Origin of the sequence: Sphingomonas tagetis (genome assembly GCF_024211275.1) — a bacterium.
GTDB lineage: Bacteria > Pseudomonadota > Alphaproteobacteria > Sphingomonadales > Sphingomonadaceae > Sphingomonas > Sphingomonas tagetis.
In genome coordinates this window covers 151,221-173,581 of record NZ_JAMLDX010000009.1, presented here as the reverse complement: position 1 = coordinate 173,581, position 22,361 = coordinate 151,221, and the positions used below count along the sequence as shown (strand labels likewise).

General features: G+C 64.9%; 20 protein-coding genes and 1 pseudogene. 15 read left to right on the top strand and 6 right to left on the bottom strand.

Features of this window, described 5'->3' with window-relative positions:
• The first annotated feature begins 33 nt into the window (after positions 1-33).
• On the top strand, positions 34-1,014 hold the full coding sequence (locus M9978_RS13195; protein WP_254293934.1) for a fumarylacetoacetate hydrolase family protein: 981 nt from the start codon (positions 34-36) through the stop codon (positions 1,012-1,014).
• Between the two features lie 122 nt (positions 1,015-1,136).
• The gene (locus tag M9978_RS13190) at positions 1,137-2,333 is read left to right on the top strand and encodes a cytochrome P450 (protein WP_254293933.1); all 1,197 of its coding nucleotides are present in this window, start codon (positions 1,137-1,139) and stop codon (positions 2,331-2,333) included.
• Positions 2,334-2,381: 48 nt separating this feature from the next.
• On the opposite strand, the gene M9978_RS13185 is transcribed toward M9978_RS13190, so the two are convergent.
• The 4 genes from M9978_RS13185 to M9978_RS13170 form a co-directional block, all read right to left on the bottom strand.
• On the bottom strand, positions 2,382-4,571 hold the full coding sequence (locus tag M9978_RS13185; protein ID WP_254293931.1) for a TonB-dependent receptor: 2,190 nt from the start codon (positions 4,569-4,571) through the stop codon (positions 2,382-2,384).
• Between the two features lie 328 nt (positions 4,572-4,899).
• Complete coding sequence (locus M9978_RS13180) at positions 4,900-5,679, bottom strand: SDR family NAD(P)-dependent oxidoreductase (RefSeq protein WP_254293929.1); 780 nt, start codon at positions 5,677-5,679, stop codon at positions 4,900-4,902.
• On the bottom strand, positions 5,676-6,500 hold the full coding sequence (locus M9978_RS13175) for an alpha/beta fold hydrolase (RefSeq protein WP_254293926.1): 825 nt from the start codon (positions 6,498-6,500) through the stop codon (positions 5,676-5,678). The genes M9978_RS13180 and M9978_RS13175 overlap by 4 nt, the downstream gene beginning before the upstream one ends.
• 16 nt (positions 6,501-6,516) lie before the next feature.
• Positions 6,517-8,145, bottom strand: a complete 1,629-nt coding sequence (locus M9978_RS13170; RefSeq protein WP_254293924.1) for an FAD-dependent monooxygenase — start codon at positions 8,143-8,145, stop codon at positions 6,517-6,519.
• Positions 8,146-8,416: 271 nt separating this feature from the next.
• Between M9978_RS13170 and M9978_RS13165 the strand changes: the two genes are divergently transcribed.
• From M9978_RS13165 to M9978_RS23365, 11 genes and pseudogenes are all read left to right on the top strand, one after another.
• Positions 8,417-9,334 (top strand): LysR substrate-binding domain-containing protein, encoded by a 918-nt coding sequence (locus M9978_RS13165; protein ID WP_254293922.1) that lies wholly within the window; start codon positions 8,417-8,419, stop codon positions 9,332-9,334.
• Positions 9,335-9,535: 201 nt separating this feature from the next.
• The gene (locus tag M9978_RS13160) at positions 9,536-10,459 is read left to right on the top strand and encodes a fumarylacetoacetate hydrolase family protein (RefSeq protein WP_254293920.1); all 924 of its coding nucleotides are present in this window, start codon (positions 9,536-9,538) and stop codon (positions 10,457-10,459) included.
• Positions 10,460-10,528: 69 nt separating this feature from the next.
• A complete protein-coding gene (locus tag M9978_RS13155; RefSeq protein ID WP_254293918.1) occupies positions 10,529-11,566 on the top strand; it encodes a Rieske 2Fe-2S domain-containing protein in 1,038 nt (345 codons plus the stop codon).
• 13 nt (positions 11,567-11,579) lie between these two features.
• Entirely contained in the window at positions 11,580-12,629 is a 1,050-nt protein-coding gene (locus M9978_RS13150; RefSeq protein WP_254293916.1) for a Rieske 2Fe-2S domain-containing protein, read from the top strand.
• Positions 12,626-13,582 carry a VOC family protein gene (locus tag M9978_RS13145; protein ID WP_254293914.1) on the top strand — a complete coding sequence of 319 codons (957 nt, stop codon included), beginning with the start codon at positions 12,626-12,628 and terminating at the stop codon, positions 13,580-13,582. Before M9978_RS13150 ends, M9978_RS13145 begins: the two co-directional genes overlap by 4 nt.
• Positions 13,583-13,624: 42 nt before the next feature.
• Positions 13,625-13,921 (top strand): antibiotic biosynthesis monooxygenase family protein, encoded by a 297-nt coding sequence (locus M9978_RS13140; protein WP_254293912.1) that lies wholly within the window; start codon positions 13,625-13,627, stop codon positions 13,919-13,921.
• An 88-nt stretch (positions 13,922-14,009) separates the two neighbouring features.
• Positions 14,010-15,503, top strand: coding sequence for an FAD-linked oxidase C-terminal domain-containing protein (locus tag M9978_RS13135; RefSeq protein ID WP_254293910.1), 1,494 nt, complete (start codon positions 14,010-14,012; stop codon positions 15,501-15,503).
• Positions 15,503-16,681: an FAD-binding protein gene (locus M9978_RS13130; RefSeq protein ID WP_302053986.1), complete on the top strand. Its 1,179-nt coding sequence runs from the start codon at positions 15,503-15,505 to the stop codon at positions 16,679-16,681. Before M9978_RS13135 ends, M9978_RS13130 begins: the two co-directional genes overlap by 1 nt.
• Complete coding sequence (gene glcF, locus M9978_RS13125; RefSeq protein ID WP_254293906.1) at positions 16,678-17,991, top strand: glycolate oxidase subunit GlcF; 1,314 nt, start codon at positions 16,678-16,680, stop codon at positions 17,989-17,991. The genes M9978_RS13130 and glcF overlap by 4 nt, the downstream gene beginning before the upstream one ends.
• A gap of 46 nt (positions 17,992-18,037) precedes the next feature.
• Positions 18,038-18,175: pseudogene (locus tag M9978_RS23370) on the top strand (heme-binding protein); the annotation flags it as partial.
• Between the two features lie 38 nt (positions 18,176-18,213).
• Positions 18,214-18,417, top strand: a complete 204-nt coding sequence (locus tag M9978_RS23365; RefSeq protein ID WP_367305098.1) for a heme-binding protein — start codon at positions 18,214-18,216, stop codon at positions 18,415-18,417.
• A 26-nt stretch (positions 18,418-18,443) separates the two neighbouring features.
• Here the strand turns inward: M9978_RS23365 and M9978_RS13115 are convergent, their stop codons facing one another.
• Together M9978_RS13115 and M9978_RS13110 are read right to left on the bottom strand one after the other, a co-directional pair.
• The gene (locus M9978_RS13115) at positions 18,444-18,800 is read right to left on the bottom strand and encodes a cupin domain-containing protein (RefSeq protein WP_254293904.1); all 357 of its coding nucleotides are present in this window, start codon (positions 18,798-18,800) and stop codon (positions 18,444-18,446) included.
• Between the two features lie 27 nt (positions 18,801-18,827).
• Positions 18,828-19,220, bottom strand: a complete 393-nt coding sequence (locus M9978_RS13110; protein ID WP_254293902.1) for a nuclear transport factor 2 family protein — start codon at positions 19,218-19,220, stop codon at positions 18,828-18,830.
• Between the two features lie 180 nt (positions 19,221-19,400).
• On the opposite strand from M9978_RS13110, the gene M9978_RS13105 reads away from it, so the two are divergent.
• Both M9978_RS13105 and M9978_RS13100 read left to right on the top strand, forming a co-directional pair.
• On the top strand, positions 19,401-20,576 hold the full coding sequence (locus M9978_RS13105) for an acetyl-CoA acetyltransferase (protein WP_254293900.1): 1,176 nt from the start codon (positions 19,401-19,403) through the stop codon (positions 20,574-20,576).
• Between the two features lie 2 nt (positions 20,577-20,578).
• Positions 20,579-22,273, top strand: a complete 1,695-nt coding sequence (locus M9978_RS13100; protein ID WP_254293985.1) for an acyl-CoA synthetase — start codon at positions 20,579-20,581, stop codon at positions 22,271-22,273.
• Positions 22,274-22,361: the final 88 nt, after the last annotated feature.

Sequence of the window (22,361 nt, the reverse complement as noted above, 5' to 3'; positions counted from 1 at the left end):
TCGAACCGCGCGGGCATTTTCGATGGAGATTTCATGAAGCTCGTAACCTTTGCCGATCGGAACCAGCACCGGCTCGGCGCGCTGGTTGGAGACGGCGTACTCGATCTCGCGGCGGCGGCGAGCGGTTCGGCGCCGGCGTTCGCGTCGATGGTGGCGCTGATCGAAGCCGGCCCGGACGCGTGGGACGCGGCCCGCGCGCTCGTGGCGGAGGCCGATCGCAAGGCCATGCGTAGCCAGACCGAGGTCAGCCTGCTCGCGCCGTTGCCGAGGCCGACGCGGCTGCGCGATTGCAGCCTGATGCTCGAGCATATGGATGTGGTGCTCATGCAGATGGCGCGCCGGGCGGCCGCGGAGGAGAACGATTCCGACGCCGCCTATGAACGGCTGATGGCGTCAGGAAAATATTCGCTCAACCCGACCTTCAAGAAGCAGTGTGTCTATTACAATGCCGACCATACGTCGGTCAGCGGCACCGGCGTGGACATCGTCTGGCCGAGCTATTCGGACTATATCGATTTCGAGCTGGAATGGGCCTGCGTCATCGGCCGCCCGGCGCACGACGTCGGCCGCGAGCGCGCTGCCGATCATATCTTCGGCTACACCATCCTGAACGACTGGTCGGCGCGAGACGTGCAGATGCCGCTGATGTACACGATGAACGGTCCGGGCGAGGGCAAGGACTTTCCCGGAAGCTGGGGGCTGGGGCCATGCATCGTCACGCCGGACGAGATCGGCGACCCCTATGATCTGGTGATGACCGCCACGATCAATGGCGAGCAGTGGACGCGCGGCAACACCGGATCGATGTACCACCGGTTCGAGGATGCGATCGCGCAGTTCAGCCGCGAGAAGACGATCCTTCCCGGCGAGGTGCTCGGCTCCGGCACGGTGCTGGGCGGATGCGGGTTCGAGCTGGGGCGTTCGCTGTCGCCGGGCGATGTCGTGGAGCTCGAAGTGCAGAACATCGGCATATTGCGAAATCGCGTCGTGCGCGCGGGCCAGTTCGCCGCCTGACCAACGCCGCTCCGCCGCAGCGGCTTGCGCGGCGCGACCAAAGTCCTTCGCCCGCGATCGGCCCGGCCCAGCCTGGCCTGCCGCGGGCGGAAGCGATCGCCAATTCAAGGGAGGACAGCGAGATGACCGGTGCCGCAAGAATGGAAGCCAAGGTGCCTGCATCGGACCTCGACTTCTGGTCGGACGAGGTCATCGCCGACCCCTATCCGCATTACCGGACGCTGCGCGATATCGGCCCGGTGGTCTGGCTCAGCCGCTATGACAGCTGGGCGATCGTACATCACAAGCCCGCCCGCGACGCCTTGCTCAACGCCGAGGTTTTCACCTCGACCGCGGGGATCGCGATGAACGCCGAAGCGAACAGGAACAGCGAAGGCGTTATGATCTTCTCCGACGATCCCGATCACCAGCGGCTGCGGCGGGTGTTCAACCGGCCGCTGCTCCCGGGCGCGCTCGCCCGGCTGAAGGACCGGCTTTCCGCGCTGGCCGAAGCGCGGGTCGGCGAACTGATCGAACAGGGCGAGTTCGACGCGGTGACGCAGCTTGCCCATTATCTTCCGCTCACGGTCGTCACCGAATTGCTCGGGCTGACCGAGCAGGGCAAACGGAACATGCTGGGCTGGGCGGCGGGCCTGTTCGACGCGCTCGGTCCGGCCGGCAATGCGCGCACCGATTCGGGCATCGCGATCGCAGTTGAGGCGTTCACCTATCTCCACGGCCTCAAGCGCGAAGAACTCGATCCCGATGGCTGGGCCGCGGGGCTGTTTCGCGCCGCCGACGCTGGCGAGATCTCGCAGGACGAGGCGCGGACGATGTTGATGGACTATACCGGCCCGGCGCTCGACACGACGATCAACGGGCTGAGCAGCGCGCTGTGGCTGTTCGCCAACCATCCCGATCAATGGGATCTGCTGCGCGAGAAGCCGGAGCTGGCGAACCGGGCGATTGACGAGGCGCTGCGCATCGAATCTCCGATCCGCGCTTTTGCCCGGCTGCTGACGCGCGATCATGAGATGGGGGGCGTGACGCTGCGCAAGGGCGACCGCGCGCTGATCGTCTATGCCAGCGCCAACCGCGACGAGCGCCGCTATCCCGAACCCGACCGGTTCGACATCACGCGCGATGCTCGCGACCATGTCGCGTTCGGCTATGGCATGCACCTTTGCGCCGGCATGCATCTGGCCAAGCTGGAGATCGCGACCGTCCTCAACATCCTGGTGCGGCGTGTCGCACGCTTTCACCTGGTCGAGGCGCGGCGCGAGTTGCACAACACGCTGCGCGGGCTTTCGAAGCTGGTCCTGAAGGTGGATGTGGTCTGAAAGGACCGTCCTACCGCCGCGGCCCGCAGTGGTAGGACGGCGTCCGTCCTAGAATTTGAAGCCGGCGGTCACGCCCCAGGTCCGCGGATAGCCTTGCGACACGTCGAGTCCGGTGAAGCCCTCGATCAGCGACGTGGTGTAGGCGGTGTCGCCGAGATTCTTGCCCCACAGCTTGACCGACAGCTTGCCGTTCGGGTCGGTCCAGCTGATCGACGCGTTGATCAAGTCATAGGCTGGCTGGAACGCGACATTGTCCGCCGCCCCGAAATACTTTCCGCTGCGATAATAGGTCGCGTTGAGCGCGATCGAGCCGAACTCGGTCTCGATCTCGTAGCTGCCGCCCAGGTTGAAGCTGGTCGTCGGTGTCTGCGGCAGCTTATTGCCGGCCGCCTCATAGGGACAGATCCCGCCCGGCGGCGGCGTGCAGCCCGGCACGGGAATGATGTGATCGGCGAGCGGGAAGGATTTGAACTCGCCATGGATGTACGAGAAACCGCCGTTGAGCGACAGGCCGCGCGTGATCACGACCTCGGCGTCGAGATCGACACCATACATCTCGGCCCTCGCGCCATTGTAGATCAGCTGGCTGCCGGCATCGAAGCGCTGCACCTGGATGTTCTTGTAGTCGTAAAAGAAGCCCGCGACGTTGAACCGCAGATGGCGGTCGAAGAACTGCGTCTTCAGTCCGACTTCGGCGGCCTTGATGTCCTCTGGCTTGTATGGCTGGGCGTTCGATGCGGCGAGCACGAAGCCGCCGCTCTTGAAGCCGGTATTGTACGACACATAGCCCAGGATATCGGGCGCGAACTTGTGGTCGAGCGATATGCGGTAGTTGAAACGCTTGAAGTCGATCTCGGTCGGCACGCCCGCACCCGGAAGCGGGAAGGGGGTCGTCGCGACGGGCACACCGCCGACCGCGAAGGTCTCGCTGCCCGATACGGTCTTGCGCTCGTAATTGTAGCGACCGCCCAGCGTCAGGTTTGTATCGGTGAAGATCTCATAGGATGCCTGCGCATAGATCGCGGCTGCGTCGGTCTTCTGGAAGTTGCGCGTGGTCAGCGACGCCGGTACGCCCGGCACCGGCGACGCACCTGGTCCGAAGCCGATGGTGATCGGCTGCCAACCATCCTTCGAATTGAAGTAATAGAGGCCCGCGACCCATTTCAGCGGACCGGTGCCGTTCGAGGACAGCTGGAGTTCCTGGCTGAACTGGGTGAACTTGGCGAGACTGGCGGCGATCACGCCGTTGATCGGCAGCAGATCGAGGTCGAGGTTGAACTGGAATTCCGACTTGCGATAAGCGGTGATGCTCTGCAGCGTCACCCCGCCCAGCTCTTGATTGATCTGGAGGGATGCGCCGCCTGCCTTCAGCTTGTTGCGGAACTGATAGTCCTGGTTGACGTCGTAAATGCCGCCCTGCGGGAAGAACCCGGTCGGATCGAGCGGGCTGGGATATTGCCGGCCGAGATGCTGGATGTCGCGGTCGCTCTCGCGATCGGCATAGTCGAGCGCGATCCGGACCTGGGTGCGTTCGCTCGGCTCGAACAGCAGCTTGATCCGGCCGGCGAAATCATGGTCGAGCTTGCCGACTTCCTCGCCATTGAACAGGTTGCGCCCAAAGCCTTCGGCCTGATGCTCGTAGCGCACCGCGATGTCGGCCGACAGCGTCTCGGTGAGACCGCCGGTGACATAGGCGTCGGCGATGATCGTCTGATAGCTGCCATAGGTGAGGTTGACCTGGGCCGACCGGGTCTGGCCGGGATCGCGCGTCACGATCTGGATCAGTCCGCCGGTCGCGTTGCGGCCGAACAGCGTGCCTTGCGGCCCTTTCAGCACCTCGATCCGGTCGATATTGTTCAGCGTCAGCAGCGAGCTCGGCGCGCTCGAGATGTAGACGCCGTCGATATAGGTGGCGATCGGATTCTCGACGCCCGGACCGTTCGAGGATGTGCCAACGCCGCGGATGCGCGGCTGGGTGTACCCCGAGGTCTGCGGAACTGTAAGGCCCGGGGTGATGAGGGCAAGATCCTGCGACGACTGGATACCCACGGCGGCAAGCTGCTCGCCTGTCGCCGCGATCACGGCGACGGGGACGTCCTGGAGCCGCTCGGAGCGCCGCTGCGCCGTAACGACGATGTCGGTGACACCGCTATCGTCGCCGCCTTGCGCCTCGGTCGTTGCCGCCGCAGGCTGTTGCGGGGCGGCAGGTGCCGTCTGGGCGTTTGCAGTCGCTGCCATCATGGATGACAAAGCAACCGTAGTAAGTAGCTTCTCTTTCATTATATCCCTCCCAACAGTTATTGTTATTATCAACTAACCGTCACGATCCGCGCGGCCACATCTCCTCCGCGAAGTGTTCAGCCACTTGCTTACGTTTTCCAAGATGAGAATTTAAGAGTCTATGCTGGCGGCTTCGCGATGAAATGACATTCTCATCTTCCTCTCCTCGGCTAATGACCAGCCGTTCGGATGATGATACTATGCGCGAAGGGTGCCGCGGTCAGATGAAAACTCCACGATGGCGATACCCAAAACAGCCGCTCTTTCACAGCGCCGACAAGTGCGGCTAAAGCGCCGAGACGCCGCCATCGGCGGAAAAGCACGCGCCATTCACGAAGCTCGAAGCATCGGACAGCAGGAACGCGATCACGTTGGCGATCTCGCGCGGATCGCCGAAGCGGCCGGACGGATTGAGCGCCTTGCGGCTTTCCAGGCTGGGCCAGTTGGGATCGTCGGCCTGTTCGGCGTAGATCGCCTTGAGCATCCGGCCCTCCACGGGTCCCGGCGCGACGCAGTTTACGCGAATGCCGTGGCGTCCCCATTCCAGGCTGGCACTGCGTGTCAGGCCGAGCACCGCATGCTTGCTGGCGACATAGGGCGCCATGCCTTCGACCCCCTTGATCCCCGCCGTGCTGCAAGCATTGACGATTGCGCCGCCGCCGCTGTCCCGCAGCAAGGGGATGCCGTGCTTGATGCCGAGGAACACGCCGGTGACGTTCACCGACATGACGGCGGCGAACATCTCGACCGGATATTGATCGATCGGTCCGCGCCGTCCTTCGATGCCGGCAGCGTTGACGATGCCGTGGATGGCGCCAAGCGCGTGCCGCGCTTCGGCGAAATACCGGACGACATCGCGTTCGGCCGCGACGTCGCAAGCGGCAACGAACAGCCGGTCAGGCGTGGCCGCTTCGGCCTTGAGACGGGCGAGGGCATCGCCGGATCGGTCGAGCACGGCGACATTCGCGCCCGCGCCGAGCAGCAGGTGGACTGTCGCCGACCCGATATCGCCGCCGCCGCCGGTCAGGATGAAGCTCTTTCCGGCAAAGCTGTCGGAGCCGATCATCCCGTCCGCGCCTGTCCGACAGCGCGCAGGAACGTCTCGATCGCCGCTGTAGTCGCCTCGGGCGCGTCGACATTCACATGATGACCGGCATCCTGGATGATGACGAGCCGGGCCTCCGGGATTGCGGCGGCGAGTTCCGAGCCGAGCGTCAGCCGCGCTTCGTGCGATGCCCAGACGATCAGCGTCGGACAGGCGATCTCGCCGAGCCGCGGCGTGATGTCGACATAACTCGCAGGCACGCAGGGCAGAAGGCCGACGCTTTCGCGCGGATGCGACAGGATGACGTCGATCTCTTCCGCGAAACGCTGCTGCTGATGCGCGATGAAGTCGGGCGCATGAAAATAGCCGGTGGCGAATTCGATCGCCGCTGCGCGGCGCACGGCTTCGTCGCGTTCTTCGGCAAAGATCCTGGCGAAGCCGGATATCCGTTCGATCGCGGCTGGTGGCGGTGCGCCCGGCCCGCCGCACATGTTGATCAGCGCTTCGACCTTTTCGGGGTATCTGAGCGCGACGCGCATGCCTATCGCGCCGCCCTGCGACACACCGGCAATGATTGCGCTGCGCTCGCCCAGCGCGGCGATGATCGTGGCGACGTCCTCAACCAGATCGTCGGCGGTCCAGCCGGCCGGATCATAGCCCGATCCGCCATGCCCGCGCCAGTCGAACGCGACGCAACGAAACGACCGGCTGAGCCATTCGAGCTGTGGCAGCATCAACTGCCTGCCACCGAACGTGCCATGGCACAATAGCAGCAGTGGACCGCTGCCGGCCTCGACACAGCCATAGCCGATGCCGCCGATGTCGAGCGTATATTCCTTCATCTGCCGGGCCTGAGGTTCAACGATAACCCGCGGAACCGCGGACAATGTCGACCAACTGGTCGCAATCCTCCGGCACCGCATCGCCACGCCAGGCGACATGATGATCGGGTCGGATCAGCGTCAGCTTGCGGTCATAACGGGCGTTGACATCTTCATGGCTCGGCGAAATCACCGTGAGCGGCAGTCCGACTTGCGCGGCCGCCTGTTCGAGTGGCGCGGTGTCGATTCCGGCGTCGAGCTTGAGCAGGCAGAAGCCCGTGCCGAGATGGTCGTAAAGCGAGTCGCCGGGCGCGAGCCAGACATGCGGCGCGCGGCATCCTGGCACGGATGAGGGGACATAGTCGCCATAGGTCATCGGCGGCGGCTCGGTGCCGTCGCCCACGATGATCGGCGACCCCTTGTAGCGATAGCCGAGCTGTGCGCCCAAGCTTCGGAATTGCTGGGTCTTTTCCTCGATGATGAATTTGCGCAGGTCTGCGCGGACCTGTTCGCCGCGTTCGGATTCCTCCTCCATATGCGCACGGACCAGTGCCTTGCCCCACAGCTTGTTGTTGTGTGACGAGCCCTCGATGATGAACGCACACACGTCGCGGCGTTCCAGCGTATAGGTTTCGAGCAGCCGCGGGCCGCCCCATCCGTCGAGCACTGCCGCGATCTTCCAGCCGATGTCCGCGGCGTCGCCGATTCCCATGTTCATCCCGAACCCGCCAAAGGGCGGCGTCAGATGGGCGGCGTCGCCGATCAGGAAGGCCCGGCCGAAGTTGAACGACTTGGCGAGCCGTGCGTGGCTACCCCAGATCCAGCCGCGCGGCTCGCTCACTTCGAATTCCTGCCCAACGCTGCGGAACATCATCCGCTTGATCGTCTCCCAGTCATTCGCGTCTACGCCTTCCGGAATTGGCGACACGTAATAGCCCCAATGCTCGTCCTCGCTCTGCGGCACAAGAATGTCCCCATAGGCGTCCTCGTTGAGGAAGAAGGTCATCGACGAGAGCTGCGTGTTGTCGAACAGCTTGGCCAGCCCAGGCGCGCGGAAATACCAGGACGTGTTGTAAAACAAGGTCTCGCCCTCGAGGCGCAGGTTCAGTTTCCGCCGAAGCTCGGACTGCGGTCCGTTGGCGATGATGAAATAATCGGCCTTCACCTGTTTTGGGCCGCCGGATCCCTCATAGGTTACGGTGACGTCGTCTTCGCTCTGCACAAAGTCGGTCACCGCAGAGTGCGGAAGCAGCGTCACCTGATCGAGCTCGTTCAGCCGGTCGCGAAGCGTCTTCTCGATCGCCTGGAACGGCGCCCATTCGGGCACTTCCGACGCGATCGGCAGCGGCTCGCGCCATTCATAGGCGCCTTCGGCCTTCAGGATGATCTTGCCGTTCGCGCGCGTCGCGAAGATCAGGTCGCGCTTGACCTCGGCCGGAACCGGGTCGTTGGCGCGGTGCCGCTCGGCGATCCCCCAGCGGCGGAAATGCTCCATCGACCGCGCATTCACGAGATTCACTTTGGCGATGCCGTAATCGTCGGCGGCGCGTGGCTCGATCACCAGCGTGCGGATACCGCGCAACCCCAGCTCGATCGCGACCGCCATTCCGACGGGGCCGGCGCCGGCGACCACGACCTGAAACGTCTGCGTCTCGATGGATTCCACGAAATGATCCTCCCCGTCGCCGGCGGTCACCTCGTCACGGATGCGTTAGCACGCATGGGTGCCGATGCTGCTTGTGAACGGAGCCGCCGAGCCGCCTGCACACCGCAACCCGCTGCGGCATGATCCCGGCATCGCTAGTCCGACGGGCAGGCGGCGGTCAGATGACAAGACGGCGGGGGCGATACCCGCAACCGCAGCGCCGGCCACGTAAACTGGCCTTGGAAGCGCATTACCAGTATCGATACCTGAAACGATAAAGATCGGAGAGGTAATGAAACTCACCCATTTCCGCGATCTGCTCGCGGTCGTTCAGACCGGCAGCCTCCGCGCGGCCAGCCGCCAGCTCAACATCGCGCAGCCAGTCATCACGCGCAGCATTCGCGAGCTCGAGAACGAGCTCGGCCAGGCGTTGCTCGAGCGCCATTCGAAGGGCGTGTCGCTCACGCCCGTCGGCGAGCGCTTCGTGCGCCGGATCGAGGGGGTCCAGGCCGAGGTCCGGCGCGCCAAGGAGGAAGTGGTGCAATGGAGCGGCGAGCATGTCGGGGAGGTGTCGGTCGGATTGTCGCCGCTGACCGCCATGTCGCTGCTGCCATCGACGATCGCCACGTTCAGCAAGCGCTATCCCAAGGCGGTCACCAAGATCACGCAGACGCTGTTCAAGCCGGTCGAGCAGAAGCTGGCGGAGGGGCTGATGGATTTCTGGGTCGGCTCGATTCAGAAGGAGCATCTCTCACAACGTTTCGCGGTCGATATCCTGATGCCGCACAACCGGCGCGTCGCCGCCCGGCCGGGCCATCCGCTGGGGGGCGCGCGCAACCTCGAGGAGCTGGTCGGCGCGAAATGGGTGCGGCCGCCGCTCAACGACCGGATCGCGGAGAGCGACCTCGAGGCGATGTTCCGTCAGCGCGGGCTTCCGGTGCCGGAGGTGTCGGTAGAGTCGCCGTCGATGCTGATCATGATCATGACGGTCGCCAATACCGATCTGCTGACCTTCCTCCCCGAGCAGATGTTCGACCTGATGCCGATCGCCGGCTTTTGCCAGCCGCTTGAGGCTATGTCGCCATTTCCCTCTGACCCGATCTGTATCGTCCAGCGCAACGGCCTGCCGCTGACGCCGCTCGCCGAAAAACTTAGCGACCTCATCCGGAAGTCGGCGAACAACTATATGCTGGGACTTCAGGGCTCCTGACGTGGTCGCTGGCCGGTGCGACCGGGGCGGGACGAAGGACTTTTGTCACAGCCGCAGTCCGTTCAGTTCAGGTATCGCCATCCGGACTTTCTGATCGCCTCAGCATCGTCCGCTTGCTGATAAGACGCCGGGCGAAACAGGGATCTCTCGCCAGCCTGACTGGAGCGAGCGGTGCCGTTGACGCTCTGGGAGAGGATGGACATGAAGCTCGTGCGTTTTGAATCGGACGGCCAGCCGGTGATCGGCGTTCTTTCGGGCGACGGAATCGTCCGGATTCGCGATCTGCTTCCCGAATTTCAGGAAATGCGCCAGCTCGCGGCAGCGGGCCCCGAGGCGCTCGAGCGCCTCGCCGACAAACTCGCTTCTGCGCGGCCGACGGTCTCGCTCGAAAGCGCAAGGCTGCTAGCCCCGATGGAACGGCCGCGGAATTTCCTCGCGATCGGCATGAACTATCGCAAGCATGCCGAAGAAGGCGTCCGGCTCGGTGTGATTCCGCCAAAATTCCAGGTCTGGTTCAACAAGGCGACCAGCAGCATTTCGGGCCCGTTCGACGATATCGATCCTGGTGTGACTCGGCAGCTCGACTATGAAGTCGAGCTGGGTGTCGCGATCGGGCAAACCGCGCGCTATGTCTCGACGGAGGAGGCGCCGGCGCATGTGTTCGGCTATTTCGTAGGCAATGACGTGTCGGCGCGCGACTGGCAGTTGCACGCTTCGACTTGGACGGTGGGCAAGTCGTTCGAAACTCACGGCCCGATCGGCCCGTGGATCGTCACTCCGGACGAGATCGGTGATCCGCACAAGCTGGAGCTGCGCACCTACGTCAATGGCGAGCTGCGTCAGCGAGCCAACTCCGAGCAGCTGATCTACAGCATCTGGGAACAGATCGAATATGTCTCGACGGCGTTCGCACTGGAGCCGGGCGACTTGATCCTTACTGGGACGCCCGAGGGCGTAGGCCATGCAATGATCCCGCAGCAGCATCTCAAGGTCGGCGACGTCGTGCGCTGCGAGATTGAGAAGATCGGCGCGATCGAGAACAAGGTGGTGGCGAGCAAGGCACGGCGCTTTCCCGTGCTCGAAGAAGACCGGATCGCACGGACGCTGGCGGCTGCGGAGGCGTGATCGGTTAGGGGCGGACAAGCTGGTGAACAAGGCCAACATCGGGTTTTGAGCAACCATGGAGAGCTGACGATGCGGGCGTTGAAGAACATCTGGTATATGGCAGCCTGGGCTGAGGAGATTCAGCCTGGGGAGCTGTTTCACCGGACGTTGCTGGAGCAGCACATCCTGTTCTTCCGCGACGGGACGGGCGCGGTAAAGGCGATTGGCAACCGTTGCCCGCACCGCTTCGCGCCGCTGCATCTTGGCAAGCAGGTTGGCGATGCGGTGGAATGCAGATATCACGGGCTGCGCTTTGGCGCGGACGGGCAGTGCGTGTTCAACCCACAGGGCAATGGCGCTATTCCGCGCGCGGCGACGGTGCCGGCCTACGCAACGGTCGAGCGCTATGGCGTGGTGTGGATCTGGATGGGCGATCCCGATCGGGCGAACCGCGAAGTGCTTCCGCAATTCCCGATCCTTGAGCCCGCCGACTATGCGGTCGGACACGGCTACCTCAAGGCCAAGGCGCATTACGAGCTGGAATCCGACAATATCATGGACTTGAGCCATATCGAGTTCCTGCACCCGCTTTTCTCGACTGAGGCCGTGCGCCGCGGCAAGACCGAGTCGGCGCAGGAGGGCGACATCGTCTGGTCCAAGCGCTTCATCACTGACGACACGTTGCCGTCGTTCCTCGAGGAAATTTTCGGGCTCGAACCCGGCACGCCGGCCGACCGCTGGCTCGACTGCCGGTGGCAGGCGCCGGCGCTGATCGAGCTCTATAGCGGCGCGACCCCGACCGGGCGGCCGCGCGAGGAGGGGCGGGAGGCGCCCAGCGTGCATTTCTTCACGCCGGAGACCGAGCGGACGACGCATTATTTCTACGGCATGTGCTGTCCGCGAAGCTCGGGCGGCGCGATGGCCGACGAGATCGCGCGGATGCAGACTGAGGCGGTGCGCGAGCCGTTCATGACCGAGGATCTTCCGGTCGTCGAAGGTCAGCAGCAGATGATCGGCGACGTTGATTTCTGGTCGCTCAAGCCGGTGCTGCTGCCGGGCGACGCTGGTGCCGGGCGCGCGCGGCGCGTGCTCGAACGGCGCATCGCCGCTGAAGAAGCTGCAGGCTGAAGGAAGCGGGGGAATGCACTGGCTGACGAATTGCTGGTATGCGGCCGCCTGGGCAGACGAGATCAAGCCGCGCGAGCGGCTGGCGCGCAGGATCATCGACCAGCCGATCCTGTTCTGGCGCGACGACGCGGGACGGGTCCGTGCGCTTGCCAATCGTTGTCCGCATCGCCTCGCGCCACTCAGCCTGGGCCGGATCGAGGGCAATGTCGTCCAGTGCGGCTATCATGGACTGCGCTTCGACGGCGATACCGGCCGCTGCGTCCAAAACCCGCATGGGCCGTTGCTCGGCGCGCTCGCGGTCAGGCCCTATCCGCTGGTTGAGCGGCACAGGCTGTTGTGGATCTGGATGGGCGAGCCCGATCTTGCCGACGATCGCGAAATCCCCGACCTGTCCTTCGCCGACCGCGCACCTGAGCACGCCTTTAGCAAGGGCTATATGCACACCGTGGCGGATCATCGCCTGCTTGAGGACAATATCCTCGACCTCAGCCATGGCGACTATCTCCATGTCGCCACGCTCGGCGGCGGGTCGTTTACCCGCGCCACGGTCCAGGTCGAGGAGTGTGGCGACAAGCTCCATGTCCGCTGGGTTGCGCAGGGCGAGAAGGCGATCCCGATCTGGCAGCCCGAACTGCCCGATCCCGACGCGCTGACCGATATGACCACCGAGGTGCTGTGGTACCCCTCCGGCGTCATGTTCCTCGGAAGCGAGCTGGCTGTGAAGGACACGCCCGATGCGGGGCTCGCGACGTGGAACGCGCACATCATGACGCCCGAAACGGCGGTCTCTACCCATTATCTCTATTGCAACTCGCGCAATTACCGCGTCGACGACGCGGCCTACAACGCTGCGATCACCGCCGGCCTGGCGATCGCGTTCGGCGGTGAGGACAAGCCGATGATCGAGGCGCAGCAAGAGCAGATCGGCGAGGCCGATCTGCTCGATTGTGCGCCCACGCTGCTGTCGATCGACAATGCCTCGACGCGCGCGCGGCGCATCTATCGCCGGTTGGTCGAGGCGGAGCGGGCGGCGATCGAAAATCCAGTCGGAGCAACGGCATGACTGAGCAGGCACACATGATCGACATGCCGCACCGGGCGAACGCGCTTGGGGTGCATTCGTTGGACCATTATTCGCTGACCGTGCCTGATCTCGCCGAAGCCGCTGCATTTTACACCTGCTTCGGTCTCGAGGTGCGCGTGGAAGGCGACGATGCCGGGCTCTATGCGTTCGGCAATCCGCATCGCTGGGCTGCGTTGCGCGAGGGCAGGAGCAAGCAGTTCGGCTATCTCACCTTCGGGATCTACCAGGCCGACCTGCCGGCGTTCCGCTCGCACCTCGACCGGCTGAATATTCCCTGCGTGCCGCCGCCGTCGGGGAGCCAGAGCAACGGCATCTGGTTCCATGACGAGGAAGGCAATCTCATCGAGATGGCGGTCAGGCCGAAATCCTCGCCGCTGGCCAAGTCGGCGTTCGGCGACGTGTCGGCGGGCACCGGCGTTGCCGCAGCGCCACCGCGCAGCCGTGCCCCGGTGACGCGCCCGCGACGGCTGAGCCACATCGCGTTGTATACCGCTGATGTGCATCGTAAGGTCCGGTTCTACACCAAGGTGCTCGGCCTGCGGCTGTCGGATCATGTCGGCGATTTCGCCGCGTTCCTGCATGGCCCGCACGGCAGCGAGCATCACATGTTCGCGATGGTCAAGTCGGGCGGGCCCGGCTTCCACCACAGCAGCTGGGACGTCGGCTCGATCAACGAGATCGGCTTGGGCGCCGAGCAGATGCTGGCAAAGGGCTACGACAAGGGCTGGGGGCTCGGCAGACATGTGCTGGGTTCGAATTATTTCTATTACGCCACCGATCCGTGGGGCAGCCATGCCGAATATTCGGCCGACATGGATTATATTCCGGCCGATTGCGACTGGCAGGCAAGCGACCATCCGGCGGAGGATACCTACACGCTGTGGGGGACCGAGCCGCCGGCAGGTTTCATGCGCAATTTCGAACAGACATAACCGCCGCGGAAAACGCGGTGTTGCCATGAGGACAGCGATTCAATGATCACAGAAATCGTCGAATTCCGGATCAAGCCGGGCACCCAGGATCAGTTCGTCGCCGGCGTCGCCGCGTCACGCCCGATCTTCAAGCGCTCGCCCGGCTTCATCGGGCTAGAGTTGCACCACACCGTCGAGGACCCGGCGGTGTTCGTGCTGTTGATCGAATGGGAGTCGGTCGCGCACCACATGGAGATGTTCCAAAAGTCCCCGGAATATGTCGAATGGCGCGCCAATGTTGGCGAATTTTTCGCGGACAAACCCCGGCTCCAGCATACTGATACGAAGCTGTCCTATTGAAACTGCCGCAAGTGCTGACTTTTGTCCTGCCGCCGCCGGGCAGCGACGTGGATAGGGGCTTTTGAGTTGAACGCAGGGATTCCATGCAATGTCGCTCGTGATGCCAGAGCCCTATGCCGGCGTGCTCGCACGGCGGAGCGAGATCGTCCGCGCGCTGCGGGCGATCGTGCCCGGCGAAGGCGTGATCGACGATCCCGATGCGCTTCGGGCCTATGAGTCGGACGGACTGACCGCCTACCGCCAGCCGCCGATGGTCGCCGTGCTGCCCGAAACGACCGACCAGGTCGCGGCGATCCTGCGCTGGTGCCATGCTCAGGGCGTGCGCGTCGTGCCGCGCGGCGCGGGCACATCGCTGTCAGGTGGGGCGCTGCCGCTGGTGGACGCGGTGCTAGTGGGCATGGCCAGGTTCAATCGCATGCTAGATATCGACTACGCCGACCGGCTCGCGGTGGTGCAGCCCGGCGTCACCAACCTCGCCGTAACGCGCGCGGTCGAAGATCGCGGCTTCTACTACGCGCCCGACCCGTCGAGCCAGATCGCTTGCACTATCGGCGGCAATGTCGCGGAGAATTCTGGCGGGGTGCATTGCCTCAAATACGGGCTGACGACCAACAATGTGCTGGGCGTCGAGATCGTGCTGATGGACGGCGAGATCATTCGGCTGGGTGGCCGTCAGCTCGACTCCGCCGGGCTCGATCTGCTCGGCGTGGTGGTGGGATCGGAGGGACTGCTCGGCATCGTCACTGAAGTCACCGTCCGCATCCTGCCCAAGCCCGAAGGCGCACGCGCATTGCTGATCGGCTTCCCCAGCGTCGAAAGCGGCGGTCAGTGCGTTGCTGACGTGATCGCGGCCGGCATTATTCCAGCGGGCATGGAGATGATGGATAGGCTGGCGATCCATGCCGCGGAGGCGTTTGTCGAGGTCGGCTATCCGCTCGACGTCGAGGCGCTGCTGATCGTCGAGCTGGATGGCGTGACTGCCGAGTGCGACCATTTGACAGGGGAAGTCGCCGCCATCGCGCGTGCCAATGGCGCGACGACGCTCCGGCTGTCGGCCGACGAGGCCGAGCGGGTGGCTTTCTGGGCGGGACGTAAAGCGGCGTTTCCGGCAGTGGGCCGCGTCTCGCCTGATTACTATTGCATGGATGGGACGATTCCGCGGCGCCGTCTGCCCGAAGTGCTCGAACGAATGCGCGAGCTTTCAGAACAATATGGTCTGGGCCTCGCCAATGTGTTCCATGCGGGCGATGGCAATCTTCACCCGCTGATCCTGTACGATGCGAATGTGCCGGGGGAGCTCGATCGCGCCGAGGCGTTCGGAGCCGACATTCTACGCCTGTGCGTCGCGGTCGGCGGGGTACTGACCGGCGAACATGGCGTCGGCGTCGAAAAGCGCGACCTGATGCCCGAGATGTTCTCCGAAACCGATCTGCGCCAGCAGCAGGGGCTGAAATGCGCGTTCGACCCCAAGTCGCTGCTCAATCCAGGCAAGGTGTTCCCGATGCTGCACCGCTGCGCGGAGCTCGGGCGCATGCATGTTCACCGCGGCGCGACGCCGTTTCCTGACTTGCCGCGTTTTTGATGGCGCCCGCTACCGCTCTAAGTCCTGCGTCCGTGGCAGACCTGATCGACGCGATGGCTGCGGCACGACGAGGCGGTCATGCGCTCGCCATCAGCGGGGGCGGCAGCAAAGCCGGAATCGGGCGGCTGGCGCCGGGGGCCGTGCTGCTCGACATGTCAGCCTTCACCGGCATCATCGATTATGATCCGGTCGAGCTCGTGCTGACCGTCGGCGCCGGCACACAGCTCGCGGACGTCGAGGCGCTCGTCGCAGCGGAGGACCAGATGCTCGCATTCGATCCGTTCGACCACGGGCCGATTTTTGGGGAAGTGGGGGGGCGCGCGACGATCGGCGGGGTGGTGGCCGCCGGGGTGGCGGGATCGCGGCGCGTATCGGCGGGCTCGGCGCGCGACCATCTGCTTGGCTTTCGAGCCGTGTCCGGTGCCGGCGAAGCGCTGCTGGCGGGGGCGCGAGTGGTCAAGAATGTCACTGGCTATGATTTGCCCAAGCTCGGCGCGGGCAGCTGGGGCAGGCTGTTCGCGATGACCGAGCTGACGCTGAAGGTGCTGCCGCGGCCCCCGGTCCGGGCGACCCGGGCGATCGCCGGGCTGGATGCCCAACAGGCTATCAGGGCGATGGCGGCGGCCATGGGATCGCAAGCCGAAGTCGTCGCCGCGGCGCACATTTCGGCGCAGCTGCGCGGCGGCGCGGCGCTTACCGCCGTGCAGGTCTGCGGCTTCGGGCCCGCGGTCGAGGCCAAGGCCGCGATCCTCGATTGCGTGCTTGCGGCCCATGGCCGGGTCATGGCGTTGGAGGAGAGCGAGGCGATAGGCCTGTGGGACGATTTGCGGACGCTCGCCCCGCTCAATTCCGGGCAGCCATTATGGCGCGTCCACGTGCCGCCAAGCCGGGGTGCGGCTGTCGTGTCGAACCTGCATCCGCACGGTGCGCACTGGCTGTTCGACTGGGCCGGCGGGCTGGTCTGGCTCACCTTCGATGGAGATCCCGATCTGGTCCGTGCCGCGGCAGCGCGCGCCGGCGGACATGCCAGTCTGGTGCGTGGGCCCGCGGCACTGCGCGAGAAGGTGCCAGCGTTCGATCCGCCCTTGCCTGGCGTCGCCGCGCTTGAGGAGCGTGTGCGGCGGGCGTTCGACCCGTCAGGGGTATTCGAAACCGGGCGGTTCGGAGACAGGGCATGAAGACGGAGTTTACGGCCGAAGCGCTGGCCGATCCGGCGATGGCCTCGTCCGAAGGCGTGATCCGCAAATGCGTGCATTGCGGTTTCTGCACCGCGACTTGCCCGACCTATGTGCTGCTTGGTGACGAGCTCGATAGCCCGCGCGGCCGCATCTATCTGATCAAGGACATGCTGGAGAACCAGCGCGAGCCGGGGCCGGAGACGGTCAAGCATGTCGATCGCTGCCTCTCCTGCCTGTCGTGCATGACGACCTGCCCGTCGGGTGTGAACTACATGCATCTGGTCGATCACGCCCGTGCCTATATCAATGCCCGATACCGCCGTCCGCTTCTCGAACGGATGATCCGCACGCTGCTGGCATGGGTATTGCCCTATCCTGGGCGATTCCGCGCCGCGCTGTCGCTCGCGCGGCTGGCGCGTCCGGGCCAACCGCTGCTGCGCCGGATGAAGGCACTACGGCCGCTATGCGCCATGCTGGCGCTCGCGCCCGCGCGCGTGGCTCCCGTGGTGAAGGTGGGGAATGCGCTCGTCGCCGGATCGAAGGGGCGGGTGGCGCTGCTCCAGGGCTGCGCGGAACCGGTGCTGCGCCCCGAATATCGCTCCGCAGCGGTGCGCCTCCTTAATCGTGCCGGCTTCGACGTTGTGCCGGCGCGGGGCGAGACATGTTGCGGCGCGCTGGTGCATCATATGGGGCGCGAGCGGGACAGCCTGGGCTTTGCGCGGCGGAACGTCGATGCATGGCATGACCTGATTGACGATGGCGGCCTCGACGCGATCCTGGTGACTGCCTCGGGGTGCGGCACGACGATCAGGAACTACGGGTTCATGCTTCGCGGCGACCCTGCCTATGCTGGCCCAGCGGCGGCGGTTTCGGCGCTTGCCAAGGACATTACCGAATTCCTGCAGGATGCCGATCTGCCGCCGGGGGACGGCCGAGGGCTCACTGTGGCTTATCATGCAGCCTGTTCGCTTCAGCATGGCCAGAAGGTGACTGACGCGCCCCGGCGCCTGCTCGCCCATGCCGGCTATCAGGTCCGCACGCCGGTCGAAGCGCATCTGTGCTGCGGCTCGGCGGGAACCTACAATATCCTGCAGCCCGAAATCGCCGGGCAGCTGGGCGAGCGCAAGGCCGCCAATCTCGAGCGGCTCGACGCCGACGTCGTCGCCACGGGCAATATCGGTTGCGCTACCCAGATCGGCATGCACAGCGCGCTTCCCGTGGTCCATACAGTCGAACTACTGGACTGGGCAGCGGGCGGGCCAGCGCCGGCAGGGCTATCGGCCCGCGACACCAGCCGGAGACCGTCATGACCCCCATCACGCTTGCTCAGGCCAACACCTCGTCATCGCCGCGCTGGTGCAAGGGCGCGAGCTTGGACTGAAGCCGCTAAGCGTCGCGGTGCTCGACGCTGGCGGACATCTGCTCGCCTTCCAGCGTGAGGATGGCTCGTCGACATTGCAGCCGCCGATTGCCGTCGCCAAGGCCGCGGGCGCGCTGGCGCTGGGGGTGTCGAGCCGCAAGGTCGCCGAGAGATGGCGGCCGAACGCCCCAGCTTCGTTGCTTCGCTCGGCTCGATCTCGCCGAACGGCGTCGTGCCGGCGGCCGGCGGTGCGATCGTCCTTGACGAGGCCGGGACCCCGATCGACGCAGTCGGCGTCACCGGCCATACGTCCGACAATGACGAGAATTGCGCGCTGGGCGGGATCGCCGCAGCCGGGCTGGCCGCTCCGGGCTGACGGACGGCCCGTCCGCTTGTCGTTATTCAGGGCAGCGTGATGAAGATCGAGTGGCGCAATTTCTTCTCGATGTGCCGCGACATATGGCCCTTGCCGGTCACGTCCTCGAGCAGAAGGACTTCGCCGGCGCCGACATAGCGCGTCTCGCCGTCGCTGACCGTGACCTCCACGCCCGCATCGAGATTGACGCAGAACTGCCGCTGCGGGGCATTGTGGAAATCCAGATCCTGGTCGGCCGCAGTGGTCCGGAAAATCATGCTCGTGACCGGAATCGGCTTCGCACGACGGTCCGCCCCGTCGAAATGCGAGCTTTCATAGTCGATTTCCATGTCCCGGAAATGGGATTCACCGTGCTCGTCGGTGTAGACGTGATGGATACGCAAGCTTCTCTCCGATGATGATGCCGGGCTTCAGACGCCCGTGGAATGATAGACGTCCATCTGCCACGTCCCGCCGCTTTTCGCCCATACCTGCGTGGCGAAAACCGTGATCTCGCGGAATGCTTCTTGCCCGCGCGTGCGGACGAGGACGCGCTGGATGCCGGTCATGATCGCGACATCGCCGAAGACCCGGATCGCCAGCTCCTCCCGCTCGACGCTCTTGAACTCGCGCAGGTCGGTCAGGCCCTGACGATAAGTGACCTTGTTCTCGACGCTGCCGGACTTGTGCACATATGTCAGCGTATCCGACATCATCGCGTCGATCGTTTCGAGATCGTTCGCACAGATCGCGTCGCACCGGCGGCGCTCCAGATCGAGCAGTTCCTTTTCCAGCTCGCTGGGAGCCGGGGCGAATGCGCCCATTCCTCTTCCCCTAGTTGTTGGTAGATGATCCATAATATGGACCTAATATTTGCAGCTGACTGATTATTTCACAACTTGAACGCTGAAAGCAATAGCCATATGTACCTTATTGAAGTGAGGCAGTTCCGAGCTGTGTGATGAATTTATGGTCTATTATATAGACCTTATTGGGATGAGATGATGAATGAAGGTGGCGCCTGTATCGTCGGTTGGGCTCATACGCCGTTCGGCAGGCTCGAGGATGCCGATACTGAAAGCCTGATGGCGCGGGTGTCGCTCGCCGCGCTGGAGCATGCCGGGGTCGGCGCCGAGGCGGTCGATGGCATCTATGTCGGCGTCATGAACAACGGCTTCTCGAAGCAGGACTTCCAGGCGTCGCTCGTCGCGCTGGCCGATGACCGTCTGGCGAACACCCCGGCGACGCGCGTCGAGAATGCCTGCGCCACCGGATCTGCCGCGCTCTACGCGGCGCTCGATTTTGTCGAGGCGGGCAGGGGGCGCATCGCGCTGGTCGTCGGCGCGGAGAAGATGACCGGCGTGGCGACGTCGCAAGCCGGGGAAGTCCTGCTCGGCGCGAGCTATCATCGCGAGGAAGCGCAAGTGGATGGCGGGTTCGCAGGGATATTCGGGCGGATCGCCCAGGGGTATTTCCAGCGGTATGGGGATCGTTCGGAGGAATTGGCGCGCATTGCGGCCAAGAACCACCGCAACGGCGTCGCCAACCCCTGGGCACAGATGCGCAAGGACCTGGGTTTCGAATTCTGCAACACCGTGTCCGAACGCAATCCCTATGTCGCCGCGCCGCTGCGGCGGACCGACTGCTCGCTCATTTCGGACGGCGCGGCGGCGCTGGTCGTTGCCGACGCCGAGGTCGCGCAGACGCTCGAGCGGGCGATCGGCTTTCGCGCGCGCCGCCAGGTCAATGATTTCCTCCCGCTCAGCCGCCGCGATCCCACCGCCTTCGACGGCGCGCGCCAAGCCTGGTCCCGCGCGCTCGAGGACGGTGGCCTGACGCTGGCCGACCTGTCGCTGGTCGAGACGCATGACTGCTTCACCATTGCCGAGCTTATCGAATATGAGGCGATGGGGCTGGCCAAGCCCGGCGAGGGCTATCGCGTCGTTCGCGAGGGGCTGGCGGAGAAGGGCGGCCGCCTGCCGGTCAACCCCTCGGGCGGCCTGAAGAGCAAGGGGCATCCGATCGGCGCGACCGGCGTGTCGATGCATGTGATGGCGGCGCTCCAGCTGACGGGGGAGGCCGGCGAGATGCAGATACCGGACGCGACCGTCGCCGGTGTCTTCAACATGGGTGGCGCCGCGGTGGCGAACTACGTCTCGCTGCTGGAGCGGATCAAGTGAGCATGCCGGGGCGCGCGCCCGCGGGCGGGGTCGCGCCCTGCTCACGCCGGGTGATGAATCTCGCTTACCTGTTGCGCCAGGCGGCGATGCGCTTCCCGGACGAGACCGGGTTCGCCTGGGGGGATGCAAGCTGGAGCTGGGCCGAGCTCGACGCGCGGGTCGATGCGATGTGCGTCGTGCTGCGCGAGCGCGGGGTGGTGAAGGGGGATCGCGTGCTGGTGCAGTCAAAGAACTGCAATCAGATGTTCGAATCGATGTTCGCCTGCTTCCGCCTCGGCGCGGTCTGGGTGCCGACCAACTATCGCCAGACGCCGGAGGAGGTCGCCTATCTCGCGCAGGCGAGCGGCGCGTCAGTGATGCTGTGTCATGCCGATTTCTCCGGCCATGCCGAAACGGCGATGCGCGACACACCGACGCTGACCAGCCTCATCATGATCGGTTCGGATGACAGCCAGGCCGATTATGACGATCTCGTCGCCGCGCATCTGGGGCAGGCGAGACCCATGGCGGACGTCGAGCAGGACGACCCCTGCTGGTATTTCTTCACATCCGGCACGACCGGCCGGCCCAAGGCGGCCGTGCTGACTCATGGGCAGCTCGGCTTCGTCGTCACCAGTCATTTGTGCGACCTGATGCCGGCCACCACGCATCGCGACGCCGCCCTCGTCGTCGCGCCGCTCTCGCATGGCGCGGGAATTCACCAGCTGGTGCAGACGGCGCGGGCAGCCAAGACCGTGCTGATGACGAACGAACGGTTCGACGCGGAGGAGGCGTGGCGCCTGGTCGAGCGCTGGGGGATCACCAATTTGTTCACGGTGCCGACCATCCTCAAGCTGCTGGTTGAGCATCCGGCGGTCGACCGTTACGATCACGGCTCGCTCCGCTATGTCATCTATGCCGGGGCGCCGATGTACCGCGAGGACCAGAAGCGCGCGATCAAGGCGCTGGGACCGGTGCTGGTGCAATATTACGGGCTCGGCGAGGTAACCGGAAACATCACCGTGCTGCCACCGGAGCTGCACGACGAAACCGATGATGCCGACGCCCGGATCGGCACCTGCGGCCATGTGCGCACCGCGATGCAGCTCTCGATCCAGGATGCCGAGGGACGGGAGCTCGAGGTGAACGACATCGGCGAGATCTGCGTGTGCGGGCCGGCGGTGTTCGCGGGCTATTATGGCGATGACGCCGCGAATGCGAAGGCGTTCCGCAACGGCTGGTTCCGCACCGGCGACCTTGGCTATGTCGATGCCGAGGGGTTCGTCTACATTACGGGGCGCTCGTCGGACATGTTCATATCGGGCGGGTCCAACGTCTATCCGCGCGAGATCGAGGAGAAGATCCTGCAGCATCCCGACATCGCGGAAGTGGCGATCGTCGGCGTGCCGGATCGGGTGTGGGGCGAGGTCGGCGTCGCCGCCTGCGTGCCGCGCGACGGCCGGCGGCTGAGCGAAGGCGAACTGCTGGCCTGGATGGAAGGGCGGGTGGCGCGCTACAAGCTGCCCAAGCGCGTGGTGTTCTGGGACGCGCTGCCCAAGTCTGCCTATGGCAAGACCAGCAAGAAGCTGGTGTACGAGGCGCTGTGCGAACGGGGCGTGCTCCCATCCGGCGGCGAACAGGCGGCGCATCCCGAGCCGATCGGCGTGGCCAAGGCGCGTGACGGCGCGCGGGGCACGAGCGCCGTGGGAGCCGAATGATGCGGTTCGCCGCGAGACAGCCGAGCCGCGATCGCGTCGTTTTGGGTATCGGCCCTGCAACTCAAGGCACTGTTTCGATCGCGCCGGT

What these genes read in the sequence shown, in the direction of transcription:
- M9978_RS13180 (WP_254293929.1), bottom strand. Translation starts at nt 5,679, where the DNA reads ATGATCGGCTCCGACAGCTTTGCCGGAAAGAGCTTCATCCTGACCGGC.
- M9978_RS13195 (WP_254293934.1), top strand. Translation starts at nt 34, where the DNA reads ATGAAGCTCGTAACCTTTGCCGATCGGAACCAGCACCGGCTCGGCGCG.
- M9978_RS13150 (WP_254293916.1), top strand. Translation starts at nt 11,580, where the DNA reads ATGCACTGGCTGACGAATTGCTGGTATGCGGCCGCCTGGGCAGACGAG.
- M9978_RS13135 (WP_254293910.1), top strand. Translation starts at nt 14,010, where the DNA reads ATGTCGCTCGTGATGCCAGAGCCCTATGCCGGCGTGCTCGCACGGCGG.
- M9978_RS13100 (WP_254293985.1), top strand. Translation starts at nt 20,579, where the DNA reads ATGCCGGGGCGCGCGCCCGCGGGCGGGGTCGCGCCCTGCTCACGCCGG.
- M9978_RS13145 (WP_254293914.1), top strand. Translation starts at nt 12,626, where the DNA reads ATGACTGAGCAGGCACACATGATCGACATGCCGCACCGGGCGAACGCG.
- M9978_RS13110 (WP_254293902.1), bottom strand. Translation starts at nt 19,220, where the DNA reads ATGGGCGCATTCGCCCCGGCTCCCAGCGAGCTGGAAAAGGAACTGCTC.
- M9978_RS13165 (WP_254293922.1), top strand. Translation starts at nt 8,417, where the DNA reads ATGAAACTCACCCATTTCCGCGATCTGCTCGCGGTCGTTCAGACCGGC.
- glcF (WP_254293906.1), top strand. Translation starts at nt 16,678, where the DNA reads ATGAAGACGGAGTTTACGGCCGAAGCGCTGGCCGATCCGGCGATGGCC.
- M9978_RS13160 (WP_254293920.1), top strand. Translation starts at nt 9,536, where the DNA reads ATGAAGCTCGTGCGTTTTGAATCGGACGGCCAGCCGGTGATCGGCGTT.
- M9978_RS13155 (WP_254293918.1), top strand. Translation starts at nt 10,529, where the DNA reads ATGCGGGCGTTGAAGAACATCTGGTATATGGCAGCCTGGGCTGAGGAG.
- M9978_RS13185 (WP_254293931.1), bottom strand. Translation starts at nt 4,571, where the DNA reads ATGGCAGCGACTGCAAACGCCCAGACGGCACCTGCCGCCCCGCAACAG.
- M9978_RS13140 (WP_254293912.1), top strand. Translation starts at nt 13,625, where the DNA reads ATGATCACAGAAATCGTCGAATTCCGGATCAAGCCGGGCACCCAGGAT.
- M9978_RS13175 (WP_254293926.1), bottom strand. Translation starts at nt 6,500, where the DNA reads ATGAAGGAATATACGCTCGACATCGGCGGCATCGGCTATGGCTGTGTC.
- M9978_RS13105 (WP_254293900.1), top strand. Translation starts at nt 19,401, where the DNA reads ATGAATGAAGGTGGCGCCTGTATCGTCGGTTGGGCTCATACGCCGTTC.
- M9978_RS13130 (WP_302053986.1), top strand. Translation starts at nt 15,503, where the DNA reads ATGGCGCCCGCTACCGCTCTAAGTCCTGCGTCCGTGGCAGACCTGATC.
- M9978_RS13190 (WP_254293933.1), top strand. Translation starts at nt 1,137, where the DNA reads ATGACCGGTGCCGCAAGAATGGAAGCCAAGGTGCCTGCATCGGACCTC.
- M9978_RS23365 (WP_367305098.1), top strand. Translation starts at nt 18,214, where the DNA reads ATGGCGGCCGAACGCCCCAGCTTCGTTGCTTCGCTCGGCTCGATCTCG.